Genomic DNA, 23,152 nt, shown 5'->3' with positions numbered 1-23,152 from the left:
TAAATAGCCTTTTTCTAAAGAAAAAAGCACGAGCCAAATCGGCCCGCACTTCCTGTTCTAATAACTTTCATTCGTTTCTTGTTCAACGACCGGCTGCTTCGGCTTTCTAACCAGGGCTACAATACCCGCGACAAGGTAAGCCACCCCTCCGAACAAGCCTATCCCAAAAGTACCGAAAGTCAAAAGCACACCAGACACAATGAGGATAATCCCAGCTGCTTTTGGTTTCTTATTACCTTTAAGGAAAACAATCGATAAAATCCCTAATACGATAGCTAGTATAGCTGCCGCTATAACGATCCAGGCTCCCGTAGCCACTCCATTGATCAACTGATCCACAGAGATCTGATCAGGGTCTACGTTAGGATCCTGAGCCAGTATACTTTCTAATTCTGCTCTCATTTGGGGATTCAAATTCACGAATAATGCTCCAATTCCTATGGCTATTCCATAAAAGACAGCACCAATGATTGTAAATACTATTTCAACTGTTCGCTTCACACGTCCCACTCCCTTTCTACTAAGAATTTGTTACGTCACGTTTTGTAAAAAACAGCCACGATAATCCAAGAAATACAATCAAGTATACAGCTAGAACACTAACTGAAAAACCGAGGGTAAGGTCAGGGATCATAGGGGTCCCGGTAAAGAACTGATTTAAATTCGTATTGGCGAATAAAATATATTTTGCCCATTCCTTATCCATAAAGAACGCTACAATTGAATTTCCGGAAAGCATGAGAAAGATAGCTACACCGATTGCTAAAGCACTATTTCTGAATACTGCCGAAATCATGAAAGCAAAAGTCGCCATCATGAATAGATTAACAGAACTCAATAAATATTGAGAGGCAGTATGTTGAAAAATAGGGGCTTCCTGCACTTCTCCATCCTTCATGAACAGGAAAGGCTCGCTGAAGTTATTCGTTCCAAATAAAGCTGCCCCAGTCAGGATGGATAAGATATATAGCAGTAACAGCATAGTTGCAGCATAGACTAACACCGACGTATATTTCGCCGCTAGGATCTTTGTACGTGAAATAGGTCGGATCAATAATAACTTTATTGTACCCCATTTAAATTCGTTTGCAATAATACTGGCAGCCACTATGATCGTCAGTAAGCTGATGATGGACACGTTCGTTCGATTTTCCTGCACGAAGTTCCATACGTTATACCCGCTCGGAGCAATGTCATTGTCCAGACGATATTGGTTCTTTGCTAATGTTTCCTCATTCATTGGAGCGAATCCAGAACCTTCTTCCATTTCACTCTCAATTTGCTCATTTTCTGCTTGTAATGCTTCTCGCCACTCATTACCAGCAGGCGCTTCTTGCTGCGTCATTCCTCCATCGACTTTTAGAATAATTCCAAATCCTATCACAAGCACAGCTAATATGATCAGCATCACCCATGTGGAAATTTGCGCATACATTTTCATCTGCTCATTTTTTACTAATTGGATAAAATTACTCAATGGCTCCCTCTCCAATCAAATCCAGGAATTTATCTTCTAAAGTAGATCGTGTGACGGTGACACTATAGACATCAATTTCCCGAGACACTAAACTTGCAATAATTCCTGGTATCTCCTCTCGCGTCACTGTAAAAGTCAACTTACCTTCGTTTAGCAGCACATTTCCTTCAATGACTTCATTCAAAACTATTTGCGCCTCTTCCAAAGGCTCGGCTTCAAGGCTGACTTCTTTCTGATCAGACTGCTGCAGCGCATCGTTGACTGACTGTATAGAGATAAGCTCCCCATTTTTAATAATTCCGATGCGATCACACATCATTTCCATTTCAGATAATATGTGACTGGAAACGATGACTGCCACGCCTTCTTCTGCGGCCAGCCGCCTAATATACGCACGGATTTCCCGGATACCGGAAGGATCAAGACCATTTGTCGGTTCATCCAGTATTAAGATAGAGGGTTTATGTAGTAACGCCTGAGCAATTCCTAATCGCTGCCTCATGCCAAGAGAATACTTCGATACCTTATCGTTCACCCTTTTTTCTAATCCAACGAGTTTGATGACTTCTTCAATCCGTTCTTTTGTCACTCCAGGGACCATCCGTGAATAATGTATGAGATTTTTTCTCCCGCTCATAAACGGATACATTTCAGGATTTTCAACAATTCCTCCTACGTGCTGGACAGCTTTCTTATAATCCTTCTTAACACTATGTCCTTTAATGATTACATCACCGTCTGTCATACTCATCAGACCGACCATCATACGGATTGTAGTGGTCTTTCCAGCTCCATTCGGCCCAAGGAAACCGAATACCTCTCCACTATTGATTTCGAAGTCCAGCCCCTTGATAATTGGTTTATTTTTAATAGTTTTCTTTAAATTTTTCAACTGCATTACAGCTTTCGACATTTTCTAAAGTCCCTCCTTTTTTATCAATTCACCTTATTATCTACGAATCAGCTTCGAATGAGTTTCATTTTCTTTATTAATTCCATTCTTTCAGTATACTCCACAGTTGTTTCATCTTTCTTCCCACCGGATTGTGCTTCTGTTGTTTCTGCCATTCGTTGTAACTGGCCACACCAATCAGCAGGAATCCAGCAACAAGCAGATACACCCACCACGGCATATTTCCCCAGTAAGGTCTCGTCTGATAAATGACATTAAAGATAAGGACTCCCATTCCCACAAAAAAGTATGCTTTTATCCTCAGCTGCATCCCGATAATCATCGATACTAAAGATAATCCGCCAATCATCCAGGCATCCCAAATCGTATGACTGCGTATGGCATCAACTACTAGATAGGCCGCAATAAAAAGCAAAAGAGCAAGCTGTATCCGGTTCATACTCCTGTTATGGTGTTTCCATGTATACTTACGTATGATCGCTAAAACTCCGATCAACGGCAGCACCTGCAGCTCCGCATAAACGAGGTTTGGTATCTGTTGTCTGTAATCGTACACGATCAACAGGTATGCAGCATAAAAACAAAGTATGCCAAGTGTCTCAAACACTTGTGCTTGCTCCCGCAATCTGTTCCGATTGATTAGGAACCATAGTCCAAGCAGGACGGGAGGAACAATTTTCAACCAGATGATACTTTCCCACTGTAAGAAGGTCGTCAGATAAGGAATGTAGATAAAAGCCGTCCAAGAATAGCTATCCATCACTAATGATTGGTCATTTACGGGTATTAATCGTTTGAACCTGCGATGACCTATAGCCAGCAGCAGCGAAAAAGACAGAACAAGAATCAACATAATCCAGCCAGCACTTAATATTCCTCTGTACTGTTCCCAAAGAGCTAAAGAAAGAGCTAGAGGAACGAGGTTGAATACCGACCATTCCCTGCGTTCTATAAATAAACAAATAAGAACAATGTAAAAAAGAATAGGAACCATTTCATAAAGCAGAAGACTTCCATGATGAATCAGACTGATTAAACCTATGATTGAAAAAGGGATAATAAACCAATCAGTCCTCCGCTTCCATACCCACGGCATGAACACCCAGGCAGCCGTAAACATAATGCTTGCGACCAGCCATGCGTATGCAGCAGGAACACCGGGCAGCCAATTGTAGAAACCAGGTACAGTCGCTGTCAAAGCGAACACTGTCGCCATTGCAGCATATAAAAATGTCTTCACCTGCCACTCTTTACGCTGAGTGAGAGTGCTGAAAACATATAACATCAACGGAATGATGAGAAGCAGCGGGAGCAGATTTTTGTGGATCGTTTGATCTAATAGGACAACAGCGGTCAAAGGTATAAGTGCAGCATGAGCCATCCAGAAAAAATAAGGTTTCAACTCAGTCCATTTTTTTGACGCATATTGGCTGATCGTCATAAGCAATACGGGACCAAACATCAGGAAATTGACCGAGCTTGAGAATTCTTCGAGTGGAAAAATAAGGAGCAGTGAACTATACCATGCTAGGACGAGCAAAGCAGGTAAAATCCACAGCTGGCTTATACCTGTATAACGTACGAGCCAAGTGAGTACACCTATGCCTATAAATAGAATCAGTACAAGACCGATATCGGACCCGGCACCTCCATAGAGGATAAGAATCAGCGCAAGGATGAAGCTTGATTGTCCTATATAAAAGGAAGCGCGTGAAAACTCGATTCGTTTCAACTTTCTATAGATTTCGCTGATCCCAAGCAGCGCAGCCCCGCTCAAAGCAAAATGGGGAGACTCCTTGTAGAAGTCCGGTAAGTTTGGTACATATTCATTCATATACAAAAAAAGCATTAGGAAGGACAATAACCAGCTTACAGGGTGGATCCATATAGCCGCTTCCCGTATTTCCTTCGTCCGTGTTTGTCTTGCGATCACAAAGGAAAGGAGGCCCACGACGAATAAAATAACTGCCGCTTCCCCGAATCTATTATTCAATACAGTAAAATATAGACTTACCCCGATCACCGCTGCCGCAGTATAAAAGCTGCTGTCTTTTACCGGTTGAAGCAGCCTATGAACGGCTGACAACCCAGGATAAATGAGAATAAGCACCCCTATAATAAACATAAACATCTCCAGATGCAGAGAGAGCGGATCTCCCAGCAGCCAGATTTGCCACGCAGCAGCAAATACAAAAACAGGGGCTAAATATTGAAAAACCAACTGCTTTACAAGATACGCAAGTGCGCCGTAATTAATGGCCATGATGAGATAAGCAAGAAACAACAAAACGCTGCCATCCTCTGCATGTAACGTGATACCTTCGTAACTAATGTAAAGAAAAGCTAAAAAGGACACTACACCACTCGTATAGAGAAAAGCGGTTCTCATGAAATGGTGCTTTCGACTTGCATACGCGAACCCTACATAGAATAACCCTGCGCACGCGTACACAATGGTGTCGGCGGCAGCCATTCCCGTGTTCTCCACAAGCTGATAAAGACCATAGGCGAGTAAAGCAGAAAATACAAATTGATATTCTTTCGTCTGATATACAAAAACCATAGCCAAATATAAACCTGCCGTCAGGAATAGATTAAAGCTGTAAAAGACTTCACTCTCGAATAAGACGAGCATGAGTAAAGTAGATAAGATAATGTTCGCCTGAACATAGATAGGCAGCTCTTTCGTAAACAGTAGGAAACGGCAATTATGTTTAACCTTCTGATATAAAAAGAGCAGACCAGCATTAAACAACATTACAAGTAAATAAAAAGCATCTACACGAACCTGTAAAGCTCCAAAACCAAATCCCGCGGATAACGATAGAAAAATTAAAGCGATCCAAACGAAGAGTCTGGATTGGTGCTGAAAAGCATTTCTAACATAAAGAGGCAGGGGAATGAGAGCACCAAGCAGCCCAAGTATGTACCTGCCTTCCCCATTGAATGATAGATAGCTTCCCCATAACTCAAAATATCCGATCGCTAATACGGCGATGGGAATCAGTAAACTGCCTAACGTTAAAAAAGCAAAAGCCGTCTGTTCAATTTTCAAATATTTTCTGGATAGAAAGCTTAACCCTAAAAAGAATAAGGAGACAAAGAAAATGGAAAAGACTTTTAAACCAGAGCCCATCTGTTCCCATTGGCTTGTGGCAACTACGAGCCCGCTGATCAGCAGCAGGATGACCCCTAAAATAAGAGACCACGTGATGTTACGCTCTCTCAGTTGTTCTTTGCTCAGCTTTTTCTTCGGTTTCTTCTCCGGTTTTTTCGGCTCAGCCGCCGTATCCTCTTTAAAGATTCGATCCTCTTTTTCCACGAAATCACTGCCTGCCTCATACTCTGCAGCTGCAGCCTGAGCTTCCAAATAGTTATCATGAGCCTTTACCATAGTTCTATACTCATTTTCTGTTATGTAAAAGCCATCTCTAAGGTGACGTAATTCCTCATGAAACACATCTTTTTTCTCATGATTAGATTGATCACTCATATAGTACCCCCACCCCTTATGACCTACTACCTACTTCACGTGTAACACTACATATAATCCGGTTCAAATTCAACCTATATTTTACCAATTACCGGCATAATGGAAGTCATAAGATTATTTTGATAAAATTATAATTAAAATCAGAAGTCAGGGAGGAACTACACATGAAAATTACGTCGATAGAACCGACACCGAGTCCTCACTCCATGAAAATAAATGTGAACGGAGAACTCCCAAGTGGAGAAAGCAGAAATTATAAACAAGGAGACAAACTGGACGAAGCACCTGAGTTTGTCACCGACCTTTTTAAAATAGAAGGGGTGAAAGGCCTTTACCATGTAGCCGATTTTATTGCTTTAGAACGGAAAGCTAAGGTACCATGGGAAGAGATCCTTCCTGCAGTACGTGAAGTGTTTGGATCAGAAGAAGCTGAGGCCCAACCCGAACCTGAAGGAAAATCCAGGGAAAACGAAGCATTTGGTGAAGTGAAAGTGTTTATTCAAATGTTCAAAAACATACCAATGCAGGTGAAACTTGAAGAAGGTGACGAAGAGAAGCGTGTCGGTCTGCCTGAACGTTTCACAGAAGCCGCTATGAAAGCTGCTCCTGCTTCCCCTAATATGATTATGGAACGTAAATGGGTGGAGCAGAGTCCGCGGTACGGAGATGTCAATGACATCGGTGAGCAGGTGAAAGAAGAACTTTCCGCAAGTTATGAGTCATCAAGACTGGATCAGCTTGTTGAACAAGCGTTTGATCAAGAGAATAAAGCACAGGAAAAACCTGGCGCTCCCAAGGTTTCTCTAGAAACGTTGGATGATCCGGATTGGAAAGTGAGATATGCTGCGCTTGATCGTATGGACCCAACCCCTGAGGATTTACCGGTCCTGGATAAAGCGCTAAGCGACGATAAAGCATCGATCCGCCGATTAGCTACGGCGTACCTGGGCATGATTGAAGAGCCGGAGGTTTTGCCATACTTGTACAAAGCCCTCGATGATAAAACGGTCACTGTCCGAAGAACAGCGGGTGATTGTTTGTCCGATCTTGGATTCAAAGAGGCGATGCCTCACGTGATTGAGACGTTAAAAGATCCGAACCGTCTCGTTCGCTGGAGAGCAGCTATGTTTCTTTATGAACTAGGAGATGAAACAGCACTCCCCGCTTTAAAAGAGGCCAGCAATGATCCCGAATTTGAAGTACGCCTGCAAATCAATATGGCAATTGAACGAATTGAAGGCGGCGAAGAAGCCAAAGGTTCCGTCTGGCACCAGATGACCCAGGCAGCCAAACAAAAATAACAGGAGGTTTTATCCATGAACCCATATGAAGCCTATATGAAAGAAGTTTCACAGCCCATGCGTGAAGAATTGACAAAAGCAGGATTCAACGAATTGACGACACCAGAGGAAGTCGATGAATTTATCGGCTCAACAGAAGGTACGGCTTTAGTCGTAGTGAACTCTGTATGCGGATGTGCAGCAGGTTTAGCCCGTCCTTCCGCAAGAGAATCACTGGCTTTCGAGAAAAAACCTGATCAACTCGTTACCGTATTCGCCGGTCAGGATCGTGAAGCGACCAGCCGCATGAGAGATTATTTTGAAGGCTATGAACCTTCTTCTCCATCTATGGCTTTACTGAAGAATGGGCAAGTTGTCCATTTCATACCTCGTGAAGAAATTGAAGATCATGACGTTGAAGAAATCGTAGAAAACTTGACCAATGCTTATCAGCAGTACTGCTGATTCACTCACTAATCCGTTCTCTTAATTAAAGGGAGCGGATTTTTTAGTGTCCAAGCACTCTGTTTCCCTGCTTACTCTTTTAGATCCGCCCTTTCACCCTTTAAACCAAAAGTGAAATCGAAAGTACTTCCCCGACGGAAGCCTCAGCCCCATTTCTCCTTATGAGAAATGAATTTTAATCTTAAATGCAAAGGAACCATTACTTTTTAATCATTTTTTAAAAATTCAGAATTTTACCCTTAATATGATTGCGCTTACATTTGTTTGATGTATACTTGTAATCGAAACGTTTCACTAATTCAAAAGCTATATTAAATCTATGTGTTGATTTTTCAAAATCCTATTCTGGAATACCATCTTCATTGCTGGTGCTAAGAGTGAATGGGGAATTCCCTCTACCCAATCAGACATAGCGAGTTGTTCATCTGCGCCCTCTCCTTCTCTTAAATTAGGGGATGAAAAATCAACAACAGCATTTAACATAGCTCATTTAAAAAAGGAGTGTTATTTTGAAGAAAGCTTTTTACTTTATACTTGTCTTTGCTTTTCTGCTCAGCTCTGCATTTCCATCCACTTCCCTGGCCCACCCTTCTGATAAAGGCAAAAAGGTGGCACTTTCCAAACAGTTAGAAGCCATCTCCAAGAAAACCTATACTTACTTTGAAGATTTTACTGATCAAGATACAGGATTGACCTATGATGCGGTAAGAACAGATGATGGAGAGATTGACCCACAGAAACATACGTCCCCAACTAATATTGGGATGTACTTCATGAGTACAATCGCAGCTGAAGAATCAGGTACCCTTTCTGAAGATGAGGCGATCTCTAAAATACAAACAACCTTAGATACATTAGAAGATATGGAAAAATGGAATGGCCTTTACTATAACTGGTATTACACAGATGACGGCTCTCTTATGACGGATTGGGGCCAATTCATATCCACAGTTGATAACGGTTGGTTATCCGCCGGCCTTATAGTTGCTGGACAAGCTTACCCGCAACTTAACGAGCAAACGAGTGAACTTGTCGATGCTATGGACTACTCTACTCTGTACGATCCAGAAGTCGGACAGATGTACGGAGGCTATGATGCCGAAGTGGAGAGTGTGACCGACCACCACTACGGTGCTCTTTACACGGAACCACGTGTCGCGAGCTACTTGTCCATCGGTAAAGGTGATGTTCCGAAAACTCACTGGTGGGAAATGGAACGTACTATGCCGCCTGAGTGGGACTGGCAGTCTCAAACACCTGAGGGATACACAGAAACTTATGACGGAATTGATGTATTTGAAGGTCATTATACGTACAATGACAAAAAATTCGTTCCAAGCTGGGGCGGCAGTATGTTTGAAGCCCTTATGCCGCAGCTCGTTATGAAAGAGAAAGAACTCGGGCAGGATGCTCTTGGTTTAAACAACCAGCGCCATGTTGATATACAAATTGAATATGCAGAAGAACAAGGGTATGAAGCGTGGGGAATGTCTCCAGCTGCTACGCCGGATGATTATAAAGAGTTTGGTGTGGCTCCACTTGGACATGAAGGTTACGAATCAGACGGTACAGTGACCCCGCACGCTACTTTCTTAGCTCTGGAATATGCGCCGATGGAAGTGTTCGAAAACATCCAAACGTTAAAAAGCTATGATTCCTATGGAAAATATGGTTTTCTGGACTCAGTGAACGTGGAGACAGGTGAAGTGACAGAAGCGTATCTAGCTTTAGATCAAGGGATGTCGATTGTAGCCATTGCGAACTATCTCCACGATGGCGTGATCAGAGATTATTTCCACCAGGATGAAATTGGAGAAAGCCCTGAAGATTTATTAGAACGCGAAGAATTTTCCATTAAATAAAGATTAGCTTGCAGAGAAGTGAAGTTCTCTGCAAGCTTTTTTAACTAACGATACTTTATACCTATTCTATTTCTAACCCACTGGATTATAATAATACCATTCTATAGGATAGCCGGTGATGTTGTTGAAGAAACGTTTCGTCCAGTTGAGTCCCCCTCAATCTTTAATTCTCGTGTTTGCTGTAGCTATCTTTTTTGGAACGCTCTTTTTATTACTGCCCGTGGCAACCGAAGAAGATATCTCTTTTATCGATGCATTATTCACGGCTACATCCGCCATGACTGTAACAGGACTAGTAGTAGTAGATACCGGATCCGTTTTCACCACCTTCGGGGAGAGCGTCATCCTAATATTGATCCAAGTGGGCGGCTTAGGGATTATGACTTTTGCCGTTCTCATTTATATGGTATTAGGTAAAAAAATTGGTATTAAAGAACGGTTACTTATTAAGCAGGCTATGAATCAGACGTCGATAGGCGGGTTGATTTTCTTAATAAAAAGATTGCTGATTTTCTCTCTTTCTGTTGAACTCATTGCTATCGTTTTTCTTTCCCTCAGGTGGGTGCCGGAAATGGGTTGGAGGGATGGCATCTACACTAGTGTCTTTCATGCTGTCTCTGCTTTCAACAATGCGGGATTCTCTATATGGTCTGACAGCTTATCTGGTTACGCAACTGATCCTGTAGTGAATATTGTCATTTCATTTTTGTTCATCATCGGAGGAATTGGTTTCACTGTAGTATTCGACCTTTGGAACAAAAAAGAATTCCAACACCTTTCGTTACACACTAAGATCATGCTTGTCGGTACATTATCAATAAACCTGTTCAGCTTGATCATGATTTTTGTACTTGAATATAACAACCCGGACACGCTGGCTGACCTGTCTTCAGGTGGAAAATGGCTGGCATCCTATTTCCAGGCCGTAACTCCCCGTACCGCTGGTTTCAACTCGATCGATATCGGCCAAATGGAGGAGTCTTCCCTCTTTTATATCATCACCCTCATGTTCATAGGAGGAGGAAGTGCTTCGACCGCAGGAGGAGTAAAGCTGTCCACTGCCCTTATTATCCTGTTAGCAACGTTCGCCGTCTTTAAGGAAAAAGACAATGTGGTACTTTACCATAGGAGCATCAGGCCTTTCCTCGTCATGCGCGCCCTAGCTCTAACCATTGGAAGTATAGGCGTGGTTATCGTATCCGTATTTGTACTGAATTTGACCGAGGATGCTTCTTTTCTGACGATTCTTTTTGAATGTGTATCCGCCTTCGGGACAGTAGGGTTATCGATGGGGTTGACGGGGGACTTAACGTTCATTGGGAAAGTTGTGCTCATAATGACGATGCTCATCGGAAAATTAGGGCCGCTCACCTTTGCTTTTGCTTTCGCGAAGAGTACGCCGGACCCTGTTAAATACCCGCCCGAAGATGTAATGACCGGATGACTTTAAGCCGTCAGTTGACCACTGGCGGTTTTTCTATTTATATTGCTTTGTTAAAGTTCCGTGTTGTATTCATATAAGCTCCTTCGTAGTGGAAGTTTCGAGACATCATGAGAATGGAGGGGCTCCGGGAAACGGATCGCTTTCCGGGGGCGGGCGCTGAGCCTCCTCGAGCTTTGCTCTCCGGGGTATCACCTGTCCCGCCCCTCCCCCAGGAGTCTCACCGTTTCCCTCCACCCCTCTGCCTAATAAGCATCTCGAAACCGCTTCAAGAAAAAGCAAACATTTCTGTTAGTACGCAGATTCTCTGTCCAAGTATCTCAGGTTGCAAAACTTTTCTATAAAGCTCTTAATCCGAAAGAACAGAGGATTGAAAACTGCTTCTTCTTAGTGAAAGCGGTACTTTTTTCGCTTACTTCGTAACTGGAATGAGATGCCGGAGATAAAGAAACAAGAAGAACGGAGGGATTCGATGATTCCTTACCGCTATGTGTTGAATTGAGAAAGGATTGGAATGTCTGAATTTTCTTATCAACCTTGCACAGGAAGGCAAGTATACTAAATTAAAATTGTGGAGTTTTACAATAGAACAATTCAACCGTTGAACTGGGGTGTTATTCTCCCTCTTTAATTAAAAATTTTCTTATTAATTGGATTTCGAGAAGCACATCTATAGTAAGGGGCGGCGGGGAATGGGGAGACTCCTGTGGGAAGAGAGTGCTTGGTGAGATCCCGCAGGACGGGACGTCCGAGGAAGCTCACCGCGCTCCCACGGAAAGCGAGCCATTCCCCGCCGCCCTGATCCTCTCATCAAATATCTCGAAATCAAGTCTTCAAGTATCCTGCCAAATTGTTGGATAACTCACTTATCAATTCAACACCCCCCTTTAACATAACCATTGATATAAATTCAACTTATCATTTGTGATCATTATTCGGTATTCTTCTTATCACACCACCTCACGTATAATGAAAGTACCTCATCAAAATGAAAGCAGGTGCGTATAATGTCTGACTCTATTAAACGTAAGGTTCAGGAAACGTTTTCCAAAAGTAAAGAATCATATTTCACGAGCGCTACACACAACAACCAATCGGATCTGGATTTGATTACTGAGTGGCTGAAACCGAAATCCGAATGGAATGTCCTTGATATCGCTACCGGGGGCGGACATGTAGCCAGACAGCTCAGTCCTGATGTGCACACCGTCTTCGCTACAGATCTTACAAAAGAAATGCTCGCAAACACAGCCAGTCACTTATAGAGCTTTCCAAATATTCATTATGTTGCTGCGGACGCAGAAGAATTGCCTTTTATTGAAGAAACCTTCGATGCCGTAACATGTCGTATCGCCCCTCACCACTTCCCTGAACCTGCTCTGTTTATTAAGGAAGTTGAAAGAGTTCTAAAAACGGGCGGCCTGTTTTTAATGATTGATAATGTAGCTGCGGAAGATAGAGAACTTGACCGCTTTTACAATACTTTTGAAAAAATGCGTGACCCCAGTCACTGTCGAGCTTTACAGATCTCTGAATGGAAGAGGTTATTGAACAAACATAAACTTTCCTTAATCAATGACCTTTCAAGGAAGAAAAAGCTGCCTTTTCCTGAGTGGGCCCGCCGCACCACGGACGAGAAAGGCGTACGGGCTGTACAAGACTATTTTCTGAAAGCCTCTGAATCCAATAAAAAACATTTTAATATACAAAGAGATGGAGACCAGATTACTGAATTCACCATTGATGAATGGATGGTTCTATGCCAAAAATGATCATCACCTGCAGCTTCGTAGACTGCGGGTTTTTTCATGTTTATTTTCATTTCATTTAGGACAGGATGATTCTAGATATATTTGTGAAACACAAACTATGAGGTGACGTAATGGATATTGTAGTCATGTCTCGAGTCTTGTTCGGTTCATCAATGGGTTTTCACATCATTTATGCAACAATTGGTGTCGGCCTCCCCATTATGATCATACTCGCTGAGATCATGTATTGGATCAAGAAGGATAAAGATTATGCTTTAATGGCCAGACGATGGACGAAAGGTTTTGCCATACTGTTAGCTGTGTCGATTGCGTCAGGTACCATTGTAGCCGTGCTGCTATCCTTGCTTTTTCCGAATTTCATGGAAATTGTCGGGCAGGTCATATCCCTTCCCTTTCAGTTAGAAATATTCGCTTTCTTGATTGAAGCCGTTTTTATGTCGATTTATTTGTATGCTGCAGATCGCTTGCCTCAAGGGCTTCGCGTACTCAGTATTTTCTTTGTAGCGATGGGGGCCACCGCCTCTGCAATCCTAATTACCGATGTCCATGCCTGGATGAACACCCCGGCTGGCTTTGAAATGACTGAATCGGGAGCCATTATAAATGTGAATGTAATGGAAGCATTTTTCAACCCAAGCTTCGTCGTGACAGCTATACACGTCACACTGTCAGCTTACATGACCGTCGCGTTTCTTGTGGCCTCTATTGCAGCCATACGATTAATGAAACGTCATATATCAAATGAAGAAAGGGCTTACCATAAGAAAGCTCTTATGATTTCCTTATATTTCGGAGCCGCCATGTCATTAGGCACAGCGATCAACGGACACGAAACCGCACAAATGCTGCACGAACAAAACCCTAGAAAGTTAGCAGCCGCGGAAGGATTGTTTGAAACGACGACATACGCACCCCTATCTGTCGGAGGTTACACCTCTTTAGAAGATGGAAGAGTGAAATATGCCATTGAAATACCGTACGCTCTAAGTTTTCTTGCAGGAGACCGATTCGATACGGAAGTAATCGGTTTGAATGAATTCCCTGAAGAACTATGGCCGCCGCTCTATGTCCACATTTTGTTCAATGTGATGGTCGGCATAGGTACATTATTAATCGCCCTATCTTTTCTAGCTCTTTTTTGGAAGGTTGTATTAAAAAAAGATTTTCCCGGCTGGATGCTTGGCCTGCTCGTTGTGGGCGGGCCGTTATCCGTCATTGCCATAGAAGCTGGCTGGTGCTTCAGCTGCATTGGGCGTCAGCCTTGGACGATTACGGACGTCCTTCCTACAGCCGATGCTGCTACTAAATCAAGCAGCGTCAGCATATTGCTTTTCACTTTTTTGACTTTATATGTCGTTTTATTATTCGTCACCGGGTTTGTGATGAGGTACTACTTCAAAAGAAACCCTGTCGAGAAGGACCTGGCTGCACAATGACATCCGCCCAATACTTATCAGTCTCACTTATAAGTAAGGTGCAGTTTCAGGGATAACAACCTTATCAGAAAGGAGGAAGCTAATTTGGAAGCATCTACGCTCGCTATTACAATTTTATGGAGCCTTTTATTCATCTATGCCATGCTTGGCTCTTTAGATTTCGGCGCAGGGTTCTGGGGGATGATTTACGGAAAAGATGACCGTACCAACGCAGGACAGATCGCGAACCGTTTCCTATCACCTACTTGGGAAGTGACAAACGTATTTTTTGTTATTTTCGTCGTAGCACTTGTCAGTTTTTTCCCGTTCGCTACGACGATGCTAAGCAGTTTGCTGCTCGTTCCTGTAGGGTTGGGTCTGCTGTTATTAACCATTCGTACAACGTTTATGGTCTTCGCCAATCACGCCAACAGATATCAAAATATCTTAAGAATAACTTCAGGTATCACAGGCCTGATCATTCCCGCTCTTTTAGTCAGTATGCTTCCCATTACGCTCGGAGGGTTTGTCGAATTCGTTGATGATTACCCTCAGCTGCTTTACGGAAAATTGCTGGCGCACCCTACCTTGTACATGCACATCGCGTTCGGATTGACTACAGAACTGTTCATCTCGGCTGTCTTTCTTATGGACTATTCTAAGGAAGCAGAGGATTGGTCTGCTTATCATACGTACCGCAAGCATGCTTTATGGCTGGGTCCCATTTCAATAGCTATTGCGATGCTGACAATTGGAACAATGCCTGAAGAAGCTTCCTGGCTCGTAGACAATATAGAAGCCAATCCTGTCTGGTTCGGTTTGTCGGTTGGATTCTTCATTCTGGGATACGCTTCCCTGTATATTAAATCAAAGCATGGACGTAAGGGACTTGCCCGTCTTGCCATGACTTTCATCATTATTCAATATGGAATCGCCATATATGCTTATGGGTTGGCTCATCTCCCTTATTTGATTTATCCTGATTTAACAATAGCAGACAGTTTTACAGACCCATCGATTTTTTATAAATTGTTGGTCGTATATGCGGCTGGTTTTGCAATCCTGGTGCCTGCCTTCATTTTGTTCTGGAGGTTATTCTTAAAAGACCAAAGGTACTTAAAACAACAATAGGAAAGGATGAGGCGAAAAAGCCTTATCCTTTTTTTACTACCTACTTTAAGCTTGTTCTGTCTCCAACTGGACATCAGCAAGTTTACGTGTCTCCAGATTCAGGGTACATAAAACTACTACATTTCGAAGGGGAACTTTTATGACTAAGCTAAGCACACAATATCTTGAAGAAGCTATAGAGGACAGCAGACCATTTGCTGCAAACGGATCAGTCAACACAACCCTGCCCACATTTGATGATACGATGAAAGAATTGCTCGGGGTCACGATTATAACCCCTGATTTCAAAATATACCGCGCGGGTGATTACAATCAATATGTACCTATGCAAAGCACGTCGAAAATCATCGGGCTCATGCTGGCTCTTGAGGACTTTGGAAAAGAACGAGTGTTTCAAACGGTCGGGATGGAACCTATGGGAGATTTTTTCAACTCAATTTCTACTTTGGAAGCTCCAGGTTCCGATAAGCCGTTCAATCCGATGATCAATGCAGGTGCCATTTCCATTGCTTCGCTCATAAAAGGCCAAAGCGTTAAAAATCGATTTGAGCGATATTTAACGTTTTTAAGAGATATCACAGAAAATGACGACCTTCAAATGGATGAAACGGTGTACAAGTCGGAAATCGCTAATGGTGCGAGAAACCGGTCATTAGCTTACTTTATGCAAAGCACTGGCACCATCGTCACCGATGTGGAAGAAGCTCTCGACCTTTATTTCCGCATGAACTCCGTCATGATGTGCGCTGAAGATCTAGCGAGAGTCGGTTTGTTTTTAGCGCGAGGCGGGATTGACCCTGATGGCAATACCCTTATTCCAGCACATCACCTTCGCACAGTAAAAGCGATCATGCTGACGTCCGGAATGTATAATGCTTCAGGACATTACGCTGTTGAAGTTGGCTTTCCATGTAAAAGTGGAGTGTCCGGCACAATCATAGGCTCTGTCCCTGGTGTGATGGGCATAGGCGTCGTAGCTCCAGCAATTGATGATAAAGGAAATAGTACGGCTGGCGGAGCATTAATCAAGAAGCTTTCGAAGGACTTGAACTTAAATATGTTCGGAATAGAAAACACGAAGTAAAAGGAGGGCAGATGAATGGCTTTTGATTACTCGATGGACTTTAAAAACATTGACTTCAGAAAAAACCCTGAGAAATACCGTGTCGGCCGCGGCGAACAAGGGGTGCTTATGGTGGAGCCGTATAAAAGTGAAATCCTGGAACATTGGAGATTCAAAACCCCCAAGATCGCTGAACAATCTTCACAAAAAATTTATGAGATGTTTCTTGATTATAAAAAAGAGGAAGATTTTGTCGGGATGGATATGGCCAGAAAATTTCTTCAGATGGGGTACACCCGCTCTCGCCGATATGCCAATTATAAAGGCGGAAAAAAATATGATAAGCACGGCGAGGTTAACGAAAGGGACATCGATGAAGAAAAAGCGGAATCCGCTGAAATTTTCGAAGAGAAATGGATAAAAGCTCGGGAAGATGAAGAGTACCTCAAAAGAAAAAAGCAACATCAAAAGAAATATGGATAATTTAAAAAACCGCCTGCCCGGGCGGTTTTTAGTTTCATTTTACGAGTGTTTATAGATCACTGTACTATAAACTTGTGATTTAGCCTTAGGATCAATATGTTTTTTTGCCCCATTGACTGCCGTCATAGCTTCAGAAAACCCCGAGCCGATCAGCATCGTTTTGTGAGGATAAACGACAGCGTCACCAGCGGCATATATCCCCTTAATATTTGTACTCATGTCACTCTCTACAGGGATACGTCCTTTATCTGTAGAAAGCCCCCATTGATCATATAAACTCTTATCAATTTTCAACCCTTCATATACGAGAATATCATCCACTGCAATTTCTTGACCATCGTTCAAAGTCATGCCCTTTAATTCCGTTGATGATCCTGTGAGTTCTGTTACTTTCGAGTTTCTGTGGATATATACCGAGGATTGTTCCAGCTTTTCAACATCCTGTTCATAAACTGATTTGAAATCACTGCCATGATTGATGATATGGACTTCTGAAGCCACTTTCTCTAGAGCTAACGCCCAATCAATTCCTACCCTGCTGTCGGATACGACGGCTGTTTTTTTCCCAGCGTACTGATTCAATTGCTGAATCGTATAATGAATGTGTTTGCCCTCATAAGCATCACTGCCTTTCACTTGCAAAGGCTGCATATCAAAAGAACCTAAACCTGAAGCCACAATAATAGTTTTCGAAAAATGCTTCTCACCGTTCGTGGAGGTTAGAGCAAAAGTATCGTTCTGGAGCTTCTCAATCGATTCAATCTTCTCCCCTGTTACAATAGCAGGTTGAATACTCAGCGCTTGTTCCTCTACATTCGCTACCAAGTCTTCACCTGTCACACCAGGAAAACCACCTACGTCATAAAGTTTTTTTTCTGGATAAAAGAAAGAAACTTTACCGCCCAGGTGCGGCTGGTACTCAATCACTTTTGTTTTCATATCACGCATCCCGCAATAAAATGCGGTATAAAGCCCTGTCGTTCCTCCGCCAATGACTGTTACATCGAATGTTTCATTCATACAATTCTCTCCTTACGCTGTTTTCATTAATAAATAGACGAAATAAGGTGTACTAACTATGGTTACGACAATCCCGACCGGAATCTCTGCTGGTGCAATGATATTACTTCCAATAGTATCTGCTGCCAGTAAAATAGCAGCTCCTAGCAATGTGGATACAGGCAGCATCACCTGATGTTTAGGTCCGACAACACGGCGCGCAATATGAGGAGCGACCAGCCCGAGAAATGCGATCCCTCCTGCTGCTGCAACTGACAAGCCGGCAAGGCCGACGGCGATCACAAGCAGGATTAACCTTTCTTTTTCTACAGGAGCTCCAAGCCCCATGGCTAAGTCATCACCCAAATTCAAAACATTAAGAGCCGAGGATTTAAATAAAGCGTAAATGATCAATAAAATGATGCCCGGTACTACAGCAGAAACGAAATGCCAGTTGGCGCTCCATATATCTCCAGAAAGCCACACCATAGCCTGCATGAAATCTTGAGGATTCATTTGTACTTGGAATAAAATCAACCCGGCTCCAAACCCTGCATTTACGCCAATACCAACCAAAATAAGCCGTATCGGCTCCACACCTTTCTTCCATGCCAGCGCATAAATGATAGCGGCCGCTATAAATGCCCCTAATAACGCAGATACTGGCAGGAGATAAATCCCCCATCCGCTCAAGGAACTCATCGAGGATTGAAAAAGGAAAATATACAGCACGACGACCAGTCCTGCTCCCGAATTTATACCTAGAATACCGGGGTCAGCCAAACCATTTTTCGTGACCCCTTGTAAAATAGCTCCCGAAAGACTGAGCGCCATCCCAACGAATATGGCAATTACAATCCCAGGCAGTCTAAAATTGAACAAAACCAGTTCTTCTCTAGCACTGCCTTCACCAATAAATGTTTGAAAAACGTCACCTGGGCTGATTTGGACAGGGCCCATATTCAAGCTAATCAATAAAATCCCTATAATAAGGAACAGCAAACCTGTCATCCAGGCTGTAAAACGATAACGAGCTTGCCCCATCACATATTCCCCCTATTCCCACGCGCTAAATAAAGGAAGAAAGGCACTCCAATAAATGCTGTAATCGCACCCACCGGTGTTTCGTACGGAGCGTTAACTAGACGAGCACCAGTATCAGCCGCTACCAGGAGCCACCCTCCCAGAACGGCAGAGACCGGGATAATCAGGCGATAATCCGCCCCTACCAAAAAACGTGAAATATGAGGAATGACGAGCCCGATAAACCCTACAGTTCCCGCAACCGACACTGCGGCTCCAGATAACAAAAAGACAACAACGACACCAAGAGATTTAACGAGAATCGTATTCTGTCCTAACCCCTTGGAAACATCTTCTCCGAGACTAAGTACAGTCATCGCCTTGGAAATAGCGATGGCGATCACCAATCCAATTCCCCCGGCAACGAGAAGAATCTGGACCGAAGTCCAGTCTGTATTTGCTAATCCGCCAGCATACCAGAAGCTCATCTGCTTAGCCACTTGGAAATGCAAAGAGATTGCCGTCGACAAAGAACTGAGCATTCCGCCAATAGCCACCCCCGCTAAAGCAAGTTTGACAGGCGTGAGTCCTCCACTTGAAAAAGAACCGACCGTAAAAACCAGTAGAACGGCCAGCCCAGCTCCTATAAATGAGGCAAACGTCATCCCTATATTTGATAAAGACGGAAAAAACACCAGCGCCACAATCAAAGCAAAAGCCGCCCCGTGGGTGACCCCCATGACTGAAGGTGAAGCTAAAGGATTTCTCGTTAACCCTTGCATGACTGCCCCGGAAACAGCAAGAAAGCTTCCTACTAAAGCAGCCCCTACCGCTCGGGGCAGACGTAATTCCTGAATCACTTGATGATTTGTTTGTGCTGGATCGAAGGCAACAACCGCCTGCCACACTGTAGACAATTCAATATCTGAAACACCGAAAGCCACTGACGCTCCCAGCGAGAAAACTAGTCCTATACAAGAAAAAATAAATATAAAAGCAGCTCTCCCTATTCGCTTAGGCAGCTGTTCTGTTTTTAGTTCATCTGACTGAGCCACTTTTATTCAACCCTCTCTGAAAGCTTATAAACCATTATATACATTATATATTGAGAATCATTATCATTAATCAAGTATATGGCAGATGATTAAATTGTTCAAGCAAACGGGATAGATATATTATTATATATCGTAAACGCTGATTTTTGATTTCGAGATATTTGGTAAGTGGATCAGGGCGGCGGGGAATGGCTCGCTTTCCGTGGGAGCGCAGTGAGCCTCCCCATTGCCTGCCGCCCCTCACTATAGATGTGCTTCTCGAAATAGCTTAATAGAATCATCTTAATAATCGTGTGAGCTTAAACTCCAGTGCCCTGGTTATAGCATTTTCAGTTATAAAACTCCCTGTATTTTCACGAGTTTCGAGCACCTTTCAATTGTATGGTGGCTTTAGAAAACGGTGAGACTCCTGTGGGATGTACATGAGAGGTGAGATCCCGGAAGGCGAAGCCTGAGGAAGCTCACCACATGCCCACGGAAAGCGATCCGTTTTCTAAAGCCACCATCTCCTCATACAAAAGTCTCAAAACTTAGTCTTCAACAATAGGAAGCTTATATGAATATCAACAAAGAAATTTAACAGTGTAATTTATAAGTAAATCTTGACTCTTTCAGTGAAAATGATTATCATTATCGTCAGAAGGTCCTACTACGAATTAAACAGGAGGAACGTCACGATGAAAAAAAGTATATTATCCATAATCAGTGTTTTGTTTATCCTTGCACTGTTCGCTTGCAGCAGTAACGAGGAAGATGCAGAGGAATCCAATGAATCAGAGGATACCAACGCTTCGGAAGAAAACACGGAAGAAGAACGTACCCTGGAACATGCATCTGGAGAAGTAACAATTCCAGCGAATCCTGAACGCATCCTTGCCCCATACTTAGAAGATTCTTTAGTAGCTCTAGGGGAAGAACCTGTGGCTCAATGGTCTATCGGTGAAGATACACTCGACTATCTGCAGGACGATTTAGAAGGCGTCCCTGCCATTGAATGGGACTTGCCTTTAGAAGAAACTTTGAACCAGGAACCTGACCTCATCATCTTCAACTCCCCTTCTTCTTTGCAAAACGGGACGTATGAAGAATATGAACAGATTGCACCGACCTATGTATATGAAGACGAAGTCAACTCTAACTGGCGTGATCAGCTCACTCAAATGGGTGAAATCTTAAATAAGCAGGACGAAGCTGAAGAAGTTCTATCAAGCTTTGATGAGAAAGTGGAAGAAGTAAAAGCGAATACGGAGGAAGCGGTCGGTGATGAGTCCGTTGCTTTTGTATGGACACTCGGAGAAGAATTCTATTTATTTGAATCAACTCGCTATGGAGCAGAAGTTCTGTATGATGAAGTAGGGTTGACTCAGCCTGAACTCGTCGAAGGGTTGGAACAGGAAGAACAATGGAACCCTATCTCTCTAGAGAAACTCGGCGAGCTTGATGCAGACCACGTCTTTCTCATAGGGGAAGAAACAGAAGCTGGTTTTGAAATCCTTGATGACAGTTCGGTCTGGCAGAGTATTCCTGCCGTTGAAAAAGATCAAGTATATGAAATGAATCAGCCCAGCCACTGGACAATCGATGGCGCTATCGCCCATGAAATGACATTAGATGCAGTAAATGAAGCTTTAACTGAATAAAGAAATGTTAAGAATGCGTAAACTTTTTATTAGTTTACGTATTTTTTATTGTACTTTACTATTCATTATCGTATCATGATATCGAATTTCGAAATAAGGAGGCAGGTATGATGCTCAGGGACTTTTTTCTCGGTTCGATTAAAATCCATATCTTATATCATGCAGACGAGGAACCTATTTACGGAGCTTTTCTTATAGAAGAACTGGCTTCCCACGGGTATGATATCAGTCCGGGTACACTATACCCTGCCTTAAAGTCACTTCACGATAACAAACTGCTTGATAAGTATGAACAAAATGTCAACGGTAAGATTCGCAAGTATTACACCATTACAGAGAAAGGCAGACGTGTACTTGAAGAAGGAAAACAACAAGTTCGCGAGCTTGCTGAAGAAGTATTAGATGACGACTGGAAGAGGAGGAATGAATGTTGAAGAAACATAAAGGATCATTAAAAGAGATCTTATTTGCATCTACTAAACTGGGACTCACTTCGTTTGGCGGGCCTGTCGCTCACCTTGCGTACTTTAAGGACGAATATGTCGATCGTAAAAAATGGCTGGATGATAAGACCTACGCTGACATCATAGCTTTATGCCAGTTCCTGCCTGGCCCTGCCAGCAGTCAGGTGGGCATCGCCATCGGCATGCTGCGGGGAGGACTTTTAGGCGGGATCGTTTCTTTTCTTGGATTTACGGTCCCCTCCATTCTTGTACTGATTTTCTTTGCACTTCTGTACCAGTCCTACGACCTTGGCGATGCGGGCTTCATTCAGAGCCTTAAAGTCGTTGCGGCAGCTGTAGTACTGCATGCATTAATCGGTTTAGGTAAAAAATTAACTCCTGATACGAGCAGAATAGCTATGGCTATTGCTGCTGCCTCTATCATGCTGCTTTTCCCTTCGGCCTGGATGCAAATCGCTATTATATTAGTGGCAGGATTAATAGGCTTGAAATTGTTTTCCCAAATAGCGAACACGAAAGCAGAACCTTTTCCTGTCACGTTTTCCAAAAAAGCTGGAGCGATTTCGCTTACTGTTCTTGCAGGACTTTTAGCTATCCTGCCTATCTTGTCGCGCGCTACCGACAATATGCTGCTCCAACTTTTTGATACGTTCTTTCGGGTTGGATCACTTGTATTTGGCGGAGGACACGTAGTTCTGCCGATGATTGAACGCGAAGTAGTGCCTACTGGATGGATCAATTCAGGAGATTTCCTGGCGGGGTATGGCATGGCTCAAGCTGTACCAGGACCCTTGTTCACGTTCGCAAGTTATTTAGGAACAATGATCGAAGGAATATCAGGAGCTGTTGTAGCAACGATTGCTATCTTTCTTCCATCATTTTTATTTTTGATTGCTGCCCTGCCTTTCTTGAATGAACTGAGAAAGCGTGCCAAATTCCAAGGTTTACTCATGGGTGTGAATGCAAGTGTCGTGGGAATTCTTCTTGCTGCTTTTTATGATCCGGTTTTCACAAGTGCCATCACATCAAATTCTGATTTTGCGCTGGCAGCTGTTTTGTTTGTCAGTCTTCACTTTTTTAAAGTTCCTGCCTGGGCTGTAGTATTATTAGGAATAAGTGCAGGGTTTGTCGTTAATTTGATATAATTGTAATAGATTGTGAGTATAGAAGAACAAA

Annotated in this window: 20 protein-coding genes; 13 read left to right on the top strand and 7 right to left on the bottom strand. The window is 43.0% G+C overall.

Annotated features, from left to right (window positions below; genetic code table 11):
* Positions 1-57: 57 nt before the first annotated feature.
* The 4 genes from LF817_RS10580 to LF817_RS10565 all read right to left on the bottom strand — a co-directional run bounded on the left by LF817_RS10580 (position 58) and on the right by LF817_RS10565 (position 5,883).
* The gene (locus LF817_RS10580; RefSeq protein WP_253935775.1) at positions 58-501 is read right to left on the bottom strand and encodes a DUF4064 domain-containing protein; all 444 of its coding nucleotides are present in this window, start codon (positions 499-501) and stop codon (positions 58-60) included.
* A 19-nt stretch (positions 502-520) separates the two neighbouring features.
* The gene (locus LF817_RS10575) at positions 521-1,477 is read right to left on the bottom strand and encodes an ABC transporter permease (protein WP_253935774.1); all 957 of its coding nucleotides are present in this window, start codon (positions 1,475-1,477) and stop codon (positions 521-523) included.
* The gene (locus tag LF817_RS10570) at positions 1,470-2,390 is read right to left on the bottom strand and encodes an ABC transporter ATP-binding protein (protein ID WP_253935773.1); all 921 of its coding nucleotides are present in this window, start codon (positions 2,388-2,390) and stop codon (positions 1,470-1,472) included. The genes LF817_RS10575 and LF817_RS10570 overlap by 8 nt, the downstream gene beginning before the upstream one ends.
* A 76-nt stretch (positions 2,391-2,466) precedes the next feature.
* Positions 2,467-5,883: an SCO7613 C-terminal domain-containing membrane protein gene (locus tag LF817_RS10565; RefSeq protein WP_253935772.1), complete on the bottom strand. Its 3,417-nt coding sequence runs from the start codon at positions 5,881-5,883 to the stop codon at positions 2,467-2,469.
* Between the two features lie 164 nt (positions 5,884-6,047).
* Between LF817_RS10565 and LF817_RS10560 the strand changes: the two genes are divergently transcribed.
* The 10 genes from LF817_RS10560 to LF817_RS10515 all read left to right on the top strand — a co-directional run bounded on the left by LF817_RS10560 (position 6,048) and on the right by LF817_RS10515 (position 16,795).
* Entirely contained in the window at positions 6,048-7,184 is a 1,137-nt protein-coding gene (locus tag LF817_RS10560; protein WP_253935771.1) for a conserved virulence factor C family protein, read from the top strand.
* A gap of 15 nt (positions 7,185-7,199) precedes the next feature.
* Positions 7,200-7,628 (top strand): BrxA/BrxB family bacilliredoxin, encoded by a 429-nt coding sequence (locus LF817_RS10555; RefSeq protein ID WP_253935770.1) that lies wholly within the window; start codon positions 7,200-7,202, stop codon positions 7,626-7,628.
* A 509-nt stretch (positions 7,629-8,137) separates the two neighbouring features.
* Positions 8,138-9,490 carry a glucoamylase family protein gene (locus tag LF817_RS10550; protein ID WP_253935769.1) on the top strand — a complete coding sequence of 451 codons (1,353 nt, stop codon included), beginning with the start codon at positions 8,138-8,140 and terminating at the stop codon, positions 9,488-9,490.
* Between the two features lie 118 nt (positions 9,491-9,608).
* On the top strand, positions 9,609-10,934 hold the full coding sequence (locus LF817_RS10545) for a TrkH family potassium uptake protein (protein ID WP_253935768.1): 1,326 nt from the start codon (positions 9,609-9,611) through the stop codon (positions 10,932-10,934).
* 1,004 nt (positions 10,935-11,938) lie between these two features.
* Positions 11,939-12,196 carry a class I SAM-dependent methyltransferase gene (locus LF817_RS10540; RefSeq protein ID WP_253935767.1) on the top strand — a complete coding sequence of 86 codons (258 nt, stop codon included), beginning with the start codon at positions 11,939-11,941 and terminating at the stop codon, positions 12,194-12,196.
* Between the two features lie 12 nt (positions 12,197-12,208).
* Complete coding sequence (locus LF817_RS10535) at positions 12,209-12,703, top strand: class I SAM-dependent methyltransferase (RefSeq protein WP_371925039.1); 495 nt, start codon at positions 12,209-12,211, stop codon at positions 12,701-12,703.
* Positions 12,704-12,813: 110 nt separating this feature from the next.
* On the top strand, positions 12,814-14,139 hold the full coding sequence (locus LF817_RS10530) for a cytochrome ubiquinol oxidase subunit I (protein WP_253935765.1): 1,326 nt from the start codon (positions 12,814-12,816) through the stop codon (positions 14,137-14,139).
* Positions 14,140-14,223: 84 nt separating this feature from the next.
* On the top strand, positions 14,224-15,249 hold the full coding sequence (locus LF817_RS10525; protein WP_253935764.1) for a cytochrome d ubiquinol oxidase subunit II: 1,026 nt from the start codon (positions 14,224-14,226) through the stop codon (positions 15,247-15,249).
* Positions 15,250-15,388: 139 nt separating this feature from the next.
* Positions 15,389-16,333 carry a glutaminase A gene (glsA, locus tag LF817_RS10520; protein ID WP_253935763.1) on the top strand — a complete coding sequence of 315 codons (945 nt, stop codon included), beginning with the start codon at positions 15,389-15,391 and terminating at the stop codon, positions 16,331-16,333.
* Positions 16,334-16,348: 15 nt separating this feature from the next.
* Positions 16,349-16,795 (top strand): DUF4385 domain-containing protein, encoded by a 447-nt coding sequence (locus LF817_RS10515; protein WP_253935762.1) that lies wholly within the window; start codon positions 16,349-16,351, stop codon positions 16,793-16,795.
* A 39-nt stretch (positions 16,796-16,834) separates the two neighbouring features.
* Here LF817_RS10515 and LF817_RS10510 read toward each other — a convergent pair whose 3' ends face one another.
* From LF817_RS10510 to LF817_RS10500, 3 genes are read right to left on the bottom strand one after another with little or no spacing between them, the layout of a single operon-like run.
* On the bottom strand, positions 16,835-17,815 hold the full coding sequence (locus tag LF817_RS10510; protein ID WP_253935761.1) for an NAD(P)/FAD-dependent oxidoreductase: 981 nt from the start codon (positions 17,813-17,815) through the stop codon (positions 16,835-16,837).
* Between the two features lie 12 nt (positions 17,816-17,827).
* Positions 17,828-18,838 (bottom strand): FecCD family ABC transporter permease, encoded by a 1,011-nt coding sequence (locus LF817_RS10505; RefSeq protein ID WP_253935760.1) that lies wholly within the window; start codon positions 18,836-18,838, stop codon positions 17,828-17,830.
* Complete coding sequence (locus tag LF817_RS10500; RefSeq protein ID WP_256558277.1) at positions 18,838-19,839, bottom strand: FecCD family ABC transporter permease; 1,002 nt, start codon at positions 19,837-19,839, stop codon at positions 18,838-18,840. The genes LF817_RS10505 and LF817_RS10500 overlap by 1 nt, the downstream gene beginning before the upstream one ends.
* Before the next feature lie 710 nt (positions 19,840-20,549).
* Here LF817_RS10500 and LF817_RS10495 point away from each other — a divergent pair.
* The 3 genes from LF817_RS10495 to chrA all read left to right on the top strand — a co-directional run bounded on the left by LF817_RS10495 (position 20,550) and on the right by chrA (position 23,121).
* Complete coding sequence (locus tag LF817_RS10495) at positions 20,550-21,512, top strand: ABC transporter substrate-binding protein (protein ID WP_253935759.1); 963 nt, start codon at positions 20,550-20,552, stop codon at positions 21,510-21,512.
* Between the two features lie 110 nt (positions 21,513-21,622).
* On the top strand, positions 21,623-21,946 hold the full coding sequence (locus LF817_RS10490; RefSeq protein WP_253935758.1) for a PadR family transcriptional regulator: 324 nt from the start codon (positions 21,623-21,625) through the stop codon (positions 21,944-21,946).
* Positions 21,940-23,121, top strand: coding sequence for a chromate efflux transporter (gene chrA / locus LF817_RS10485; RefSeq protein WP_253935757.1), 1,182 nt, complete (start codon positions 21,940-21,942; stop codon positions 23,119-23,121). Before LF817_RS10490 ends, chrA begins: the two co-directional genes overlap by 7 nt.
* Positions 23,122-23,152: the final 31 nt, after the last annotated feature.

It is taken from the genome of Halobacillus sp. A1 (assembly GCF_024189295.1).
In the GTDB taxonomy this organism is placed as follows: Bacteria; Bacillota; Bacilli; order Bacillales; family Halobacillaceae; genus Halobacillus_A.
Note: the sequence above shows the minus strand (reverse complement) of the source record. Positions and strands in the feature narration are given on the sequence as shown.